12 protein-coding genes are annotated in these 15,175 nt (G+C 62.1%); 6 read left to right on the top strand and 6 right to left on the bottom strand.

Features of this window, described 5'->3' with window-relative positions:
* The first annotated feature begins 140 nt into the window (after positions 1-140).
* Genes R2855_01650 through R2855_01635 form a run of 4 tightly spaced genes read left to right on the top strand, consistent with a single transcriptional unit; the run spans position 141 to position 4,462 of the window.
* Entirely contained in the window at positions 141-2,102 is a 1,962-nt protein-coding gene (locus R2855_01650) for a beta-galactosidase (GenBank protein MEZ4529708.1), read from the top strand.
* Between the two features lie 4 nt (positions 2,103-2,106).
* Positions 2,107-3,546 (top strand): alpha-glucosidase/alpha-galactosidase, encoded by a 1,440-nt coding sequence (locus R2855_01645; protein MEZ4529707.1) that lies wholly within the window; start codon positions 2,107-2,109, stop codon positions 3,544-3,546.
* Positions 3,543-3,773, top strand: coding sequence for an ADP-ribosylglycohydrolase family protein (locus R2855_01640; protein ID MEZ4529706.1), 231 nt, complete (start codon positions 3,543-3,545; stop codon positions 3,771-3,773). The genes R2855_01645 and R2855_01640 overlap by 4 nt, the downstream gene beginning before the upstream one ends.
* The gene (locus R2855_01635) at positions 3,728-4,462 is read left to right on the top strand and encodes an ADP-ribosylglycohydrolase family protein (protein MEZ4529705.1); all 735 of its coding nucleotides are present in this window, start codon (positions 3,728-3,730) and stop codon (positions 4,460-4,462) included. Before R2855_01640 ends, R2855_01635 begins: the two co-directional genes overlap by 46 nt.
* On the opposite strand, the gene R2855_01630 is transcribed toward R2855_01635, so the two are convergent.
* Together R2855_01630 and R2855_01625 are read right to left on the bottom strand one after the other, a co-directional pair.
* Positions 4,459-4,752 (bottom strand): DUF3303 family protein, encoded by a 294-nt coding sequence (locus R2855_01630; protein ID MEZ4529704.1) that lies wholly within the window; start codon positions 4,750-4,752, stop codon positions 4,459-4,461. The genes R2855_01635 and R2855_01630 overlap by 4 nt on opposite strands.
* Positions 4,753-4,754: 2 nt before the next feature.
* Positions 4,755-5,666, bottom strand: coding sequence for a DUF2325 domain-containing protein (locus R2855_01625; protein ID MEZ4529703.1), 912 nt, complete (start codon positions 5,664-5,666; stop codon positions 4,755-4,757).
* A 47-nt stretch (positions 5,667-5,713) separates the two neighbouring features.
* Here R2855_01625 and R2855_01620 point away from each other — a divergent pair, with 47 nt between their 5' ends.
* Together R2855_01620 and R2855_01615 are read left to right on the top strand one after the other, a co-directional pair.
* The gene (locus tag R2855_01620) at positions 5,714-6,076 is read left to right on the top strand and encodes a cupin domain-containing protein (protein ID MEZ4529702.1); all 363 of its coding nucleotides are present in this window, start codon (positions 5,714-5,716) and stop codon (positions 6,074-6,076) included.
* A 160-nt stretch (positions 6,077-6,236) separates the two neighbouring features.
* Positions 6,237-7,361, top strand: coding sequence for a metalloregulator ArsR/SmtB family transcription factor (locus R2855_01615; GenBank protein ID MEZ4529701.1), 1,125 nt, complete (start codon positions 6,237-6,239; stop codon positions 7,359-7,361).
* A gap of 665 nt (positions 7,362-8,026) precedes the next feature.
* Here the strand turns inward: R2855_01615 and metG are convergent.
* The 4 genes from metG to R2855_01595 form a co-directional block, all read right to left on the bottom strand.
* Entirely contained in the window at positions 8,027-9,571 is a 1,545-nt protein-coding gene (gene metG / locus R2855_01610) for a methionine--tRNA ligase (protein ID MEZ4529700.1), read from the bottom strand.
* Between the two features lie 62 nt (positions 9,572-9,633).
* Positions 9,634-13,086, bottom strand: a complete 3,453-nt coding sequence (gene metH / locus R2855_01605; protein ID MEZ4529699.1) for a methionine synthase — start codon at positions 13,084-13,086, stop codon at positions 9,634-9,636.
* A 121-nt stretch (positions 13,087-13,207) separates the two neighbouring features.
* Positions 13,208-13,858 carry a cupin domain-containing protein gene (locus R2855_01600; protein ID MEZ4529698.1) on the bottom strand — a complete coding sequence of 217 codons (651 nt, stop codon included), beginning with the start codon at positions 13,856-13,858 and terminating at the stop codon, positions 13,208-13,210.
* Positions 13,848-14,939: a Gfo/Idh/MocA family oxidoreductase gene (locus tag R2855_01595; protein ID MEZ4529697.1), complete on the bottom strand. Its 1,092-nt coding sequence runs from the start codon at positions 14,937-14,939 to the stop codon at positions 13,848-13,850. Before R2855_01595 ends, R2855_01600 begins: the two co-directional genes overlap by 11 nt.
* Positions 14,940-15,175: the final 236 nt, after the last annotated feature.

Raw genomic sequence — 15,175 nt, 5'->3', positions numbered from 1 at the left:
CGTGGGTCGTTCGCAGAAAAAGGCAACGCAAATCAGACGCTGCCTGAAAATGCGCAGGGCGATTCTGCCAAACGGAACGCCGCTATCGCAAATTTTCCCGGTTTGCTACCCTCCATCGGGCATATCAGGAGAGGTAAACGGTGGCGCGCACGCGAGCGAAACTGGAATCTGTGGCCGGATACCGGTTGGGCGTCTGCTATTACCCGGAACAATGGCCGAGGGACCGCTGGACCGTCGACGCGCGGCAGATGCGCGCGCTCGGTCTCGTCTATGTGCGGGTCGGCGACTTCACCTGGAGCGACATCGAACCCGAACCGGGAGCGCTGACCTGGGACTGGCTCGATGAGGCAATCGATACGCTGGCTGCCGAAGGCTTGCGCGTCGTCATCGCGACGCCAACCGCCGCGCCGCCACCATGGCTGACAGCCGCATTCCCTGACATCAAACCGGTCGACAAGGAAGGTCGTCGATTGCGTGGCGGGTCCCGGCGGCATTGCGACCTGGCTTCCGACGACTACCGGCGTGAAGCGGCCCGCATCTGCGGCGAGTTTGCCCGGCGGTATGGGATCCACCCGGCCGTCGCCGGCTGGCAAATCGACAACGAGCTCGGCGACCACGACACGGGCCGAAGCTACAGCCCCGCCGCGCTTGCCCGGTTCCGCAGGTGGCTTTCGGAACGGTACAGCACGGTCGCGGAGCTGAACCGCGCCTGGGGTGCTCGCTTCTGGAGCCAGCAATACACCGCCTGGGAGCAAATCGATCTGCCGAATCTCACGGTCGGCGGCGCGAACCCGGCCCATCTACTCGACTTCTATCGATTCAGCAGCAATCTGATCGCCGAGTTCCTGACCGAGCATGCCACCATCATTCGTGCCCATTCGCCGAATCGCTGGGTGACGCACAACTTCATGCGCTTCTGCGACCAGTTCGATCACTATCCGGCAGCCGCCCCGCTCGACTTCGTCACCTGGGATTCCTATCCCACCGGCGGCGTCGAGTACTCGGATCTCACCGTCGAGGAAAAGGCACGCTGGGCACGCACCGGTGAGCCGGATCTGGTTTCCGTCAATCATGATCTCTATCGGGGGATGAAACCGGCGCCGCACCATCCATGGGTGATGGAACAACAGGCCGGTCAGATCAATTGGGCGCCTTCGAACCCATTGCCGGCAGCAGGAGCCGTCGATCTCTGGACCGCGCAGACATGGGCCCACGGAGGAGCGTGCACCAGCTATTTCCGCTGGCGAGCATCGACCAATGGGCAAGAGCTCACCCACTCCGGGCTGGTCCGTCACGCTGAAACGCTCGACCGTGGCGCGGAAGAGATCGCCACCTTCGCCCTGAATGGCGAGCAGCTCGTGGATGCGCCCCGCACGGTCGCGTTGTTGCATGACTACGAATCGCTCTGGGTCTACGACGAACACCCGCAGACGGCTGGGGCAACCTACTGGAAGCAGTTCATGCTCTTCTACGCGGCGCTGCGTGGACTCGGCATCGATGTCGATATCCGGCATCCCGATGCCGATCTCGCGCGTTACCGCTTGATCGTTGCTCCTGCGATTCAACTGATCGATGGGACCAGAACGGCCCGCCTTGCGCGCGCAGCCCGGCACGCACGGATGGTGTTCGGACCCCGCACCGGGCTCCGCGACCTGAACGGGAACGTCCACCCGGGTGGCCAACCGGGGCCATTGGCCGATCTCCTCGGTTGCCGCATGATGAACTTCGACGCGATGCCACCGATGGTCTCGGTCACTGCTGGCGGCCACCGAGTAGAGATGTGGGCCGAGTCGTACCAGACGATCACGGGTGAGCCTGTGATCGCATACGACGACGGCCCGCTTTCGGGCATGACCGCCGTCGTGCGCAATGGTTCGTGCCTCACCATTGGCGCATGGAGCCGATCACTCGTCGACGAGCTGCTCGTATCCGAGCTACGCGCCGTGGGTATCGAACCGTTGCAACTTCCCGATGGCCTGCGCCGGGTGTCGCTCGGCAATCGTTCGATCTGGCTCAATTTCACCGATCGGCGGCAGCGAACGCCGAGCGGTCTCGATCTCGACCCGATTTCCTGGCGCATCGACGCGCAGCGAAAGGACTGATCTCATGGGTTCCCCTCGCATCGCCCTCGTCGGCGCCGGCAGCGCGGTCTTTGCCCGCGCGTTGATCCGCGACACGTTCACGTTTCCTGAGCTGCGCGGCGCAGAGCTTCGTTTGATGGACATCGACCCAGCGCGGCTCGCCGATACCGAAGCCATTGCCAATCGGGTGAAGCAGGAATTCGGCGGCACGGGACCGGTGACGACGCACACCACGCTCCCACCTGCATTGGCAGACGCCGACTTCGTCATCACCATGTTCCAGGTGGGCGGATATGAACCGGCCACTGTCACCGATTTCGAGATTCCCAAGAAGTACGGTCTGCGGCAGACGATTGCCGATACGCTCGGTATCGGCGGCATCATGCGCGCGCTGCGCTCGATCCCGGTGCTCAACGGAATCGCCGAAGAGATGGAGCGCTCCTGCCCGGATGCGTTGTTGATGAATTACGTCAACCCGATGGCGCCGCTCGTGTGGGCGGTCACCAAGGCAACCTCGATCGAGACCGTCGGGCTTTGTCACTCAGTGCAAGGAACCGCCGCCGAACTGGCGTCGTTCCTCGATGTCCCCACCGAGGAGATCGACTACGACTGCGCTGGTATCAATCACATGGCCTTCTACACCCGATTCGAACGGCAGGGCGAGGATCTGTACCCTGCGCTCCGCGCATTGGAAAAGACCAGGCAGTATCCGGCCTGGGAAGCCCCACGATTCACACTCATGCGCGACTTCGGCTACTTCGTGACCGAATCGAGCGAGCACCTCAGCGAATACGTGCCCTGGCTCATCAAGGACGGGCGCGACGACCTGATCGACCGATACAACATCCCGCTGGACGAATATCCCGCCCGCTGCGTCGATCAGATCGCCGACTGGTCGCTCATGCGCGCCGCGCTCCTTTCTGATCGTCCAGACGCGATCGCTGCCTATCAAACCGCCAAAGGGGAGACCCTGAGCGGCAATTGGGAGCGCAAACTGGCGCGCGAGCGCTTGCGCGATCCCGAAAGCGAGCGCCGCCTGCGCGCCCGGCTGCTCGAAGAGCGGCTCGCCCACCAGACTGGGCATTCTGGCGAATATGGCACCCTCATCATCCACGCCATGACCACCGGTCAACCCTCGACGATCTGGGGCAATGTTCCAAACGCTGGCCTGATCGACAACCTGCCTGCCGATTGCGTGGTGGAGGTTGCCTGCAACGTCGACCAGCGCGGGCTCAACCCGCAGCCATACGGCGCGCTTCCCCCGCAACTTGCATCATTGATGACGACCAACATCAATCCGCAACGGATGATGGTCGACGCCGCGCTCAGTCACTCGCGCGCGTCTGTCTATCAGGCCGCACTGCTCGATCCGCATACCGCGGCCGAGCTCGACCCGGAACAGATTCGCGCCATGGTCGACGAGCTGATCGTCGCCCACGGCGATCTCATCCCGGAGCTCGCGTGATCTCGCGCGAGGATCGCTATCTCGGCTGTCTCATCGGGCTTGCCTGCGGCGATGCGCTTGGCGGCCCGGTCGAGTTCGATACCCGCGCGCAGATGGACGAACGCTTTCCCGATGGATTGCGTGAATTCATCGGGGGCGGATGGCTCGAACTCTTCCCGGGGAAATCACAGACGATACGCAGATGGCGCTGGATGTCGCCCGTTCGCTGGCCGCGTTTCCGGACGTGAACATGGACGACATGGCCGCCCGGTTCCTCGCCTGGCGGAACTCGGAGCCGAAGGACATCGGCAACACCACCAGGGACGCGCTCGACCGCATGGCGCGCGGGGTTCCCTGGGACGAGGCTGGCGAGCAAGCGCACATCAGCCGCGGTCCGCGCGATTCGGCCGGCAACGGCGCCATCATGCGCTGCGCTCCGATCGCCATGCGCTTTCGCGCGAATCCCGCACGGGTGCGCTCCGTTTCGATCGATGTCTCCCGTATCACGCATGCGAATCCGCTTTGCACCTGGGCCTCGGTGGCCGTGGACCAGGCAATTGCCGACTTGCTCGATGGGGCGCCCGTCGATTCCGCCATCACCGCTTCGGCGCGCGGCATCGACGACCCGGAGGTGGTCGCCTCCATCGCGCATGCGCAATCGGCAACCCGCGACGAGACGAGGTCGGGTGGATTCGTGCTGGACACGCTCGGCGCGGCCTATTGGTCGCTTTCGCAAACCGACACCTTCGAAGAAGCCGTTGTCACCGCTGTCGGCCTGGGTGGAGACACGGACACGACCGGCGCCGTCACCGGCGCGCTGGCAGGCGCCCGCTACGGATATGCGGCGATTCCAGAACGCTGGAGCTCTCAGGTGCAGCATCGTAACGAGCTCCATGAGCTTGCGCTGCGGCTCCTGCAGTCGAGCGAGAACCGTTAGCCGGCAACCGACCGCTCGTTTGCGATCCGTTCCATGATGGCGAACGTCACGCTCGAGCTCGTCACCGGAATCACGTCGAACTGCATGTATCCCTCCCACCTGGCGATCCACTCCTGCAAGAGCGCCGGGTCTTCGCATTCCATCAGCTGAAAGCAGACATCGAGTGAGACCGAGATCCATGAATTCACATAGGTGAGTCCTTCCGGTTGTTGTCGGCCATTCTCCCGGAAATTGCGATAGACCTCCGCTGCCTTGCCAGCCGGGAATCGTTCGACCACCATGAACAACATGACTACTCCTTTCTCGACCATCCGCTGTAGTCGAGCAACTGCCGCTCGACGGAAACTGCGCTTTGCGCGTTCGAAAAGAGCACCGGCACGCCCATGCGCGCTGCCCCTCTCCTGACCTGGTCGCTGGTGCTGTGCGTGATCAGACGCACCAGCACGACCGCCAGATCGCACCCTTGCAAGACCTGCACGATGTCCCGCTCCCGCCGGACTGCCTCGCGCGAGGAGGGTATCGACGCGACTTCGATGCCATGTCGTTGTAGCAGCGCGGCCGCGGTGACGCGCAATTGGGCATGACCTCCCGCGAGTGCGATCGTTCGATTGGCGAGCATGTCAGGCAACTCACCCGGCACATCATCGTCAAAGGAGATCGTCCGGCGCATCTTCCGATCCGCCTCGAGCCGATACGCTTCGGGTGACGCGCCAACTGCGTGGAGTAATCGCTCGCAACTCCGGCTGTCGGCTCCCCGATCGAGTTGTTGCATGCCTACGGCCTCGATGTGGCTGACCGCAAACGACCGCATTCCGGCGTCGGTGGAATACGCCAGCAGCTCCAATAGCGAAAACCCGGTCTCATGTTCGGTCGCCAGCATTTCGATCTCGTCCAGCCGGCTCGAGGACCGAATCGCCGACCAGGCCGGTTCGCCCGCCGCAACCGCGGAACTCAGCATGTCTTCGGCCCGTTCGCACCGGAGCGCTGGGTCGTTCGTCGACACGATCGCCACATCGAACATCAGCATGCGAAAACGAAAGTCGTCGACGGGCGCGCGCGCCTCGGACGAACGATCGAGGTCGGACAGCAAACGCGCAAGCTCGCTCTCGAACCGGCCAGCCGAGGCCGCATCCAGCAACAGCTCCGCCGAAGTCTCCAGATCGAGCAACCCGTTCGCCTGGTCCGTGGTGCGTGGATCGCTCATCTACAATCGGCTCCTGCGACCGTTCGGCCCTACCGGGAGTAACCCCAATGCCCAGCGACGAAAACGTGCCCCCAACCTACTGGGGAACGATCGACGAGATGCCCAGCCTGAGCCCGTTGCCCGGCGTCACCATGTGGCCGGCGGCTGGGTCGAGGATGATGATCAACTTCGTGCGCATCGATCCAGGCGCCGAGGTTCCGCTTCACGCGCATCCGCACGAACAGGGTGGCACGGTGATCGAGGGCCTTATCCATATGACCATCGATGGCGAAACCCGCGCTTTGCGCGCTGGCGATGTCTACATCGCGCCACCGAACGCCGTGCATGGCGCGACCGCGGGACCAGAGGGCTGCCTTGTCGTCGATGTCTTCGCGCCGCCACGCGAGGACTACGTCATTCCTGCCGAATAGATCGCGCGCTGACCGATAGCGCATCGTCAGTTCGCAGCCAGGGAGTGGCGTGGAGCCGTTGGCCTCAGGAAGAATGCTTGACCTGCACATTTCGATGCCGATATACTCATAACGCTATGTCAAACGAGCGGCGTTCCGCCGCATCGCCTCTGGATGCAGTATGGGTGAACTCGTTCTCGGCCGGCCGACCTTCCAGATCAAGTACGCGGTGTCGTTACCGGTCGACTTGGTCTCGTACATGTCGCTCGTCTACCGGGCTGTGCCTGGAAGCGGGCTCCATCCGTCACTGGTCGCCGCCAGGCGCGCCCTCTCCGATCCGATCCAGAGCGACCTCGATCTGCTGCATGGATTTTCCGGACGGCTCCTTTACTACATGGAAGAGCCGTCGATGCGCTTCCAGCCGCTGCGCCCTGAACGGAAGAACTCGAGTTTCGACGAGTTCAAGCACTTCCTGAAGCAACTCTCTCCCGAAGACTACCGGGAGATGGCGTTCCATTCCCTGCAGCGGGTGCATCAGGATTTGCAGACCGGCGCCACCACACCGCCCCTGAGCGACGCGCGCGCCTGGCGCGAATACGTGCTGCCTGCGCTGACGACCGCCTCGCCAGAGGATGTCTACGCGCTCGTGCTCGACCCGGCCGACCTGAAACGCCGCACCATAGGGCTCATTCAGGGTGTCTGGGATGCAGGGTACGCGGCCGACTATGCCAAGCATCATGAGATCCTCGAGAAAGCCGGCGAGCTGGCCGCCAAGACGACAAGCCAGGGATTCGGTCTTGCCTTTCCCGAGCTCACCGGCAACCGTCTGCCGGCGCCATTGGTGAGCCGCCTGAACGACATCGAGACGGTGACGTTCTGCCCCTCCTACTATCTGAACAACTTCGTCAGCTACATCCTCTATCCGCCGCAGCTCATCGTCTTCTTCGCCGCCCCCGAGTTCATCAACCGGTCGCGTGCTGCCATCTCACAAAACGGGCATGCGCTGCGTCAAGTAAACGAAGCCACGATCGACTTGACCGACGATCAGTTTCTCGATGCTCTGCGCGCGCTCGGAGATTCGAACCGGCTCCGGATTCTCGATCTCCTTTCCGCTCGGGAGCTCTATGCGCAGGAAATCGTCGGTCGCCTCAATATCGCGCAATCGGCGGTATCGCGGCATCTCTCACTGCTGGAACGAGCGGGCCTGGTTCGGGTCCGGCCCCGCGGCGGGATGAAGTATTACGAGATCGACAAGAAGCGCCTGGACGACGTCGCGCGTGCGTTACAGTTCCGGGCAGGAAATTAGGTAACATTGCAATTGTCGACGTTGTCACACGGACTATGCACATATCACGAAACTGTGTTATAGTGATGACACGTTAGCAAACGAAGAGTGGCGGACAACGGAGTTCGGGCCTCAGCTGACCTTAACAACTGAGACGACACGTAGTGAGTCGATTGGCTCTTGGGCGCTGCCCAATCGAGCCACCACGCGGGAATCACGTTCACGCAGTCATGCTGGACCCGCGGAGGTACTTTCCCTTAGCCGCCTTGGGCGACGTTAGCCGGTCGCCTGGCAAGATATACCTCTCATTTCCCTCCACCACGCGTCGTATCGATACCCTCCGGGGTGTCTACGATCGCTTCACTACAATTCCTCTCCGACGCCTGGCCTACGATCGCGGCCAAGCTGGTATGCCTCGGCAGCGATCGAAACAGAGCGGACGCCCGGTGCAAATGCACCGGGCGTTTCGTGTTTCTGGGTGGTCCGAGGTTCGGAGACGATGGTGGAAACACGAATAGGAAATGGGAGATAGGAAATAGGAAATGGAGAATCGAGTCTTCAGCAACAGGTTGATCGCGTCTGACAAGCAGATCGGCTGATTGCCGAGGAGTTTAGCCCAGCGTTTCAACGGTGGGACCGCGCGGGGTCTCGATGCGCGGTCCCCGAGCATCCGAGCGGACTCGGCCCTACTCTTCCCACTTCGGGAACAACGGTCCTGCCGGCCGCACCGAGTCAAGCTCGACGCTCCCCCACCCGATCTTCGACACCAGATCACCCGCGGCCACCGGATCGAGCCCGAGCTGATCCATCAGCTTGTCGCTTGTCATCGGGATGTAAGGCGCCAGGAGCAGCCCGGCAATACGTGTCGCCTCAGCCGCTGACCAGAGCACGGTGTCGAGCTCCCTGGCCTTCTCCGGGTCCTTGGCTAGCGTCCAGGGCTTGCGTTCTTCCAAATACTGGTTCACCCGCCGCACGAGCACCCAGATGCTCTCCAGCGCGACGTTCAGTTCCCAGTTCTCGATCTGCTCGGCGGAAACGCGGGTCGCCTCAGCGGCGACCGCCTGCAACGCCCGCTCGATCTCCCCGTCCTCACCAGGCGCCGGAATCGCTCCCTCACGATACCGGCCGATCATCGCCACGATGCGATTGAGCAGGTTGCCGAGATCGTTGCCCAGATCGTCGTTGTAGCGGCGAATCAGATTGGCGCGCGAGAAATCGCCGTCGGATGCAAAGGAGGTATCGCGCGTCAGGTAGAACCGGATCGGATCCGGCCCAAACTCCTCCGCGAGCTCGACCGGATCGATGACATTGCCGGTGGTTTTCGAGATGCGCTGACCTTCGAGCGTCAGAAAGCCGTGCACCACGATACGCCGTGGCAATGGCAGTCCGGCCGACATCAGCATTGCCGGCCAATAGAGACAATGGAAGCGCGTGATGTCCTTGCCGATCACTTGCGAATCGGCTGGCCAGTACGTGTTGAATCGTTCCATGTCGTCCGGGAATCCAACCGCGGTGAGATATGTGGTCAACGCGTCGAACCAGACATACATCACTTGGCCCGGATCGCCCGGCACGGGGATGCCCCAGGCATCGCTACCGTCGCGCACACGGCGTGAGACCGAGAAATCCTTCAGACCGGATTCGAGCAGCGCCTTCATCTCCGGGAAGCGCGACGCGGGCGTAACGAACTCCGGGTGCGCGTCGAAATGCGCGCGCAGCTTGTCTTCGTACTTGCTCAACGCGAAGAAGTAGTTCTCTTCTTCGAGCCAGTCCGGCGTTATGGACGGATGGTTCGGACAACGCCCGTCGACCAGCTCCGCGTCGGTGTAGTAGTTGTTGCAATTCGGGCAATACCAACCGGCGTAGACATGCTTGTAGATGTCGCCGTTCTGCTGCGCGCGCTCGAACAGCTCCACCGATGCGCGCATGTGCCGCGGCTCGGTGGTGCGGGTCCAGGCATCGACGCTGATCTCCAGCGCGTTCCAGGCCCGGGTGAACTTCTCGTCCATCAGGTCGGTCCACACCTGGGGCGAGACGTTGTTCTCCTTCGCCGCCCGCACGATGTGCTGGCTGTTCTCGTCCAGCCCCATGCAGAACGCGGTGTTGTCGCCCAACAGCCGGTGATAGCGCGCAACTACGTCGGCGGACACCTTCTCGAGCGTATGCCCGATATGCGGCTCCCCATTCGGATAGTCGATCGCGGTCGTGATGTAGAACGATCGCTCGCTCACAGGATTGCTCTCTTTCGATTCATCGTCTTAGGTCAATTGGTTGGGGCCACAAGCCGGCGGAATCACTCATCCCCGCCGGCGCGGAGCATAGCGTAGTACTTCGCGGCCGGATGATGCACCACGATGGCCGCAGTCGTCTGTTCCGGATCGAACTGGAAACCCTCGGTCAGCCTGACGCCGATCGAGGGCGCATCCAGCAGCTTCTCGACCAATTCATGATGCGACAGGTCAGGGCAGGCCGGATAGCCCCACGAGTAGCGTTTCCCCTGTTCCGGGCCGATTCCCATCTCCGCCCGCACCCGCTGGTGGACGTATTCGGCCAGTCCCTCTGCGGTTTGCACACTCAGCCCGTGCGTGAAGTAGCTCTCGGAGTAATCGCCCGCGGCCTGCAGCGCCTCGGTTCGCTGGGTTGCTTTCTTCCCGGCAGTCACGATCTGCAGCACGGCGGTGTCGCGTTCGCCCACCTCGATTGGCGCGAAATAATCCGCCAGACAGAGCCGCTCGCGTGCCGGTTGGCGCGGGAAGGTCATCCGGCCGACTTCCTGTTCCGGGTCGTTCGGATCGAAGAAGACGACGTCATTCCCGTCGCGGTTGACCGGGAAATACCCATAGCGCACCCGAGGCTCCAGCCAGCCGTTCTCCTCGGCGTCGGCCTGCATGCGCTGCAACCGCGGATGGAACTCTTCGCGCAGAAGTTCGACCCACTCGTCGTCCTTGACGCCCTTGCCACCCCAGTGCAGCCGGAAGAGCGTCTTCAGATCGAGATGCGGCCAGACATCGGCCAGGGTGAAATCGGTCGGTTCGATGACGCCCCAGAACGGCGGTGTCACGATCGGCGCCAGCGGCACCGTCGATTCCGCCACCTGCAGAAGCTCTTCCTGCAGGGTGAACGACTGCCGCATCGGCTTGTCGAGCGCTCTGGTCGCATCCTCTACCGTCTTGGCAAGGAGTTTCGAACGTTCTTCGGGCACGATCAGGCGATCCATGATCGAAAGCCCCTCGAACGCGTCCTTAGCGTAGAAGACACCGGACTCATAGGCGCCGTCGCCACCGGCGAACAGCGTCCGTTGGGCATAGGGGCGGTTGATCGCTGCCCCGCCGATCATCACCGGGAAATGAAGATCCCGATGCCGCAGTTCCTCGACGCAAAGCGGCATCTGCTTGCTCGTGGACACCAGCAACGCCGAAAGCCCGATCGCAGTCGCATCGACCTCGACGGCTTTTTCGATGATTCTGGTCACCGGCACCTGTTTGCCGAGATCGTGCACGGTGTAGCCGTTGTTGCTCAGAATGGTGTTGACCAGGTTCTTGCCGATGTCATGCACATCGCCATAGACCGTGGCCAGCACGACCACCCCCTTGGACGCCCCCTCGACCCGTTCCATATAGGTCTCGAGCTGGGCGACCGCGCGTTTCATGACTTCGGCCGATTGCAGCACAAATGGCAGGATCAGCTCGCCAGCGCCGAACTTGTCACCGACTTCCTTCATCGCCGGAAGCAACACGTTGTTCAGCACATCGACCGGATCGCCTGCTTCGGCCACTGCCTGGTCGATATCGGCCTCGACGCCCTCTTTCTTGCGATAGACGATGCGGTAGTGCAACCGTTCGCGGACGGTCATGCCCGCCATCGGGTCGGGTCCGCCGCTGGCCGCGACGTCCTCTCGTCCTTCGAAGAACTGAATGAACTCCTGCAACGCTTCCGGCCGCCGGTAGAAGACCAGGTCTTCGGCGAGCTTGCGCTCTTCCTCGGGGATCTCGGCGAAGGGGATGACATGGGACGGATGGATGATCGCGAGATCGAGTCCGGCCTCCACGCAGTGATAGAGGAAAACCGCATTCAGCACGCGCCGTGCCGGTTGGCTGAGCCCGAACGAGACGTTCGAGACGCCCAGGATCGTATAGACCTCGGGCATGGCCGCCTTGATCGCGCGAATGCCCTCGATCGTTTCGATGGCGGATTCGTTGAACTCGGGATCACCGGTCGCCAGCGTGAACGTCAGGGCATCAAAGATCAAGGAATCACCCGGCAAGTCATATTCCTGGGTGACGATGTCGTAGATGGTCTGGGCAATGTCCAGCTTGCGCTGGCGAGTCTTCGCCATGCCGATTTCGTCGATGGTCAACGCAACCACCGCCGCGCCATGGTCCTTGACCAACGGCATGACTGAATCGATGCGCGTTCGGCCATTTTCCATATTGATCGAGTTGACGATGGCCCGGCCCGGATACTGCTCGAGCGCGTCCTTGATCACGCCGGCCTCGGTCGAGTCGATCACCAACGGGGCCTCGACATTGAGCGCGAGTTTCTTTACCAGCGTGCGCACGATCTCTTGCTCGTCGGCGCGCTCGGTGAGCGCCATACACACGTCCAGCGCGTGCGCGCCTTCCTCGACCTGCTCGACCCCGATCGCCACCATGCCGTCGAAGTCGTCCGCCAGCGCCAGCCGTTTGACCTTGCGCGAACCCTGCGCATTCAGCCGCTCACCAACGATCATCGGCGCGGGTTCCTGGGTGAGGTCGACCGCGCGGATCATCGATGCGATCTGCCGTCGCGGCGATTCCGGCCGCAACGTCACCGGGCGTTTACCGACCTCCCGCAGCGTCTCTTTCAGGTGCTCGGGAGTCGTGCCGCAGCAGCCGCCAACGATACCGACCTGGAAACTCTCGGTCATTTCGCGCAACTGGCGCGCCATCGAGTCTGGTTCGAGCGGGAAGACTGCCAAACCGTTCTGATTGATCGGTATCCCGGCGTTGGGAATGATCGCCACCGGTTTGGTGCTGTGCTCGCCCAGGTATCTTGCCGGTTCGCGCATGTGCTCGGGACCGGTCGAGCAATTCAATCCGATGAAATCGACCGGCAGATGCTCCAGAATGCTCAGCCCCGCGGCAATATCGGTGCCAAGCAGCATGCGCTCCGAGGTATCGAGTGTCAGCGAGGCATGAATCGGCACCGCCCGGCCACCGGCTTCCCGCAACTTCATGGCGCAATAGATCGCTGCCTTCAGTTCGAGAATGTCCTGGACGGTCTCGATGATGAGAATGTCGCTGCCGCCGTCGATCAACCCCCGAATCTGGTCGGTAAAGAGATCCACGATTTCGAGGAAGCGATGATTGCCCAGCATCGGATCTTCGGAAGCGGGCAAGAGTCCCGTCGGACCGATCGAGCCAGCAACATAGCGCGGCTGGCTGGCAGTCGAATACTCGTCCGCCATCTTGCGCGCCAGGGCAGCGGCGGTGCGATTCAGCTCATAGGTCTGCTCACCAAGCCCATACTCTTCGAGCTTGATCAGACTGCCGCCAAAGGTGTCGGTTTCGATGACATCGACGCCGAGCTCGAGATAGGACGCATGAATCCCTTCGATGATGTGCGGTTGCACCATCACGAGGTAGTCGTTGCATCCCTCCTTGCCGCCATAGTCCTCGGCGGTGAGCTGCATGTTGAGAATGGTGGCGCCCATCGAGCCGTCGTAAACGACTACCCGCTCGCGGGCGAGTTGGAGAAGATCACTCATACAGGGAATTGTAGGTGACGTGACACGACATATTGGCGCAAACCGTCAAGTCGTGATGAGCGCAGTCGCCGCTACGCCCGAACACGCCAGGAACGGCGTTCACTCTCAAATCGTGACGACCCTATTCTTCGATCGGAGCTCCGGCCTCCGGCGCGAGCGTGTTCCAGGTTTCGCTGAGATCGAGCAGTGCCCGATAGGTCTGGAAGAGCGGCGCCCACATTGCATCCACGGCAGCGCGCACTGCAGCACGGTCACCAGCACTCATGGCCTCGGTCAACGCATCGATACCTGCCAGCTGCGCTTCAGTATTGGCGCGAGCGGCAACTTCCAGAGCGCGCGCGGCTGCGCGATGGCGTTGACCAAGCTCCGCCAGATCGATGTCTGATCCCGCTTGCGCGGCTCGCTCGTTGATCGTGGCGCCGCCGTAGTGGTAGGGCAGTTTCTCGCCATCTTCGTTCCACAACGTGTGCGTCGGGTCGATATGCGGAGTGACCGAGAGATACATCGTCATCGGAACATCACCGACCGTGCGCACCTGGTGCATCTGATCGCGTCGCGCAAAGCACATCTGGCCAGGGCCAAGCACCGCGCGCTCGCCATCGATCTCGAATTCGCACTCCCCCTCCAGAATGAGAAAAACCTCATGCCCCAGATCGTGCGAATGGCGCACCGCGACCTCTCCCGGTTCCATGCGAAGGAACCGCGAGCGGATCTCCGGTGTGATCACCACATTGCGCACATCGCTGCGGCAATCGAAGACCTCAATGCTCATGCCGAATCTCCGTCTTGCCGAGGTACGCGAGCACGATCTCCCGTACGAGCGAAATGTCATGAATCGTGCTGCGGCCGTCGGTTTCTGGTCGCTTGCCTTCGCGAATGCACGCCCCGAAATGCTGCAGCTCGAGCTTGAACGGGTTGTCGTGCCAGCTCAACTCCTTGCGCCATGGCAGACGGTCGCTGTCCATACCATGAACCGACACCGTCGACGGCAACCCACGCGCAAACCCGGTTGGGAACGATGCGATGACCCGTTCACGTGAGCCATAGACCTCCATCGTCTCCTTAAATTCCCACAGGTCGGGCAAGTCGACCCACGTGCAGACGGCTCGCTTCTCGTCGTCATAAGCCAACACCGTGGAAATGCCGTGACCCTCGGCCCAGATTTCGGTGCTGAGCACCGCAGTCGGCGGTCCAAAGGTTCCATGCAAATTGCCGATGTCGTGGATCATGCTGCCGAGGATGAGTGAATAGGCGTACTCCATCGAGGGTGGTACGGCATCCCCACCGGGATAGCCGATCGCTTCGGCAATCAGCGCGCGATGCTCGGCCTGGGTCGCCTCGAGCGCGCTCGCGGGGTAATCGTCGAACCGCAGAACATCGAATTCGGAGATGTGCAGGCTGTTGTCGGGATGAAGATGGTTGACCTGAATGAACCGAACATCGCTCATCTCCCGCACCCGTTCGCGCGCGTAGCGATACGCAGGTTCGTACTGCTTCATGTACGCCACCATCAGGACGACACCAGCGGTCTCCGCCGCAGCGACCATCTCCCTGGCCTCGCGCACGGTGGTGCACATCGGTTTTTCCACCAGAACGTGCTTTCCGGCCTGAGCGGCAGCGATGCTCGGGCCGGCATGTGAGCCAGAAGAGCAGACGATTACCGCATCGAGCTCACTGGCCACCAGTTCGTGGTAGTCGAGATACTGCCGTTCCGGTGGCACGTCGTATTCGGCGCCGACAGCCGCGAGGAGCTTCGCCGAAATATCGCTCAGCGCCGAAATCTCGAATTCCCCGCGCAGCTCCTTCAAGTGCGGGAGGTGCTGAATCTGGGCAATCGCTCCGCAGCCGATCACCCCTACCCTGATCCTGGACATATGCCCCCCTGCCGCTGCTTACGAGAATCCAACGTCCAGTGCTCGACAATCGAGCGCAGCGTACCGGCGCGCGCATTTCCCGGCAAGCCCCTTCGACGCTCGTTTCGCAGAGCTGTTGCCTTACTGCAAACTGACCGAATGCGGATATGTACGGGACAAGTGATTGCGCTCGCCGCGAACTCGGCGAAACACTGCGAGCGTACGCGAAATCCCGT

The organism is Thermomicrobiales bacterium (genome assembly GCA_041390825.1).
Taxonomy (GTDB): domain Bacteria; phylum Chloroflexota; class Chloroflexia; order Thermomicrobiales; family UBA6265; genus JAMLHN01.
This window is presented reverse-complemented; position numbering and strand designations above follow the sequence as displayed.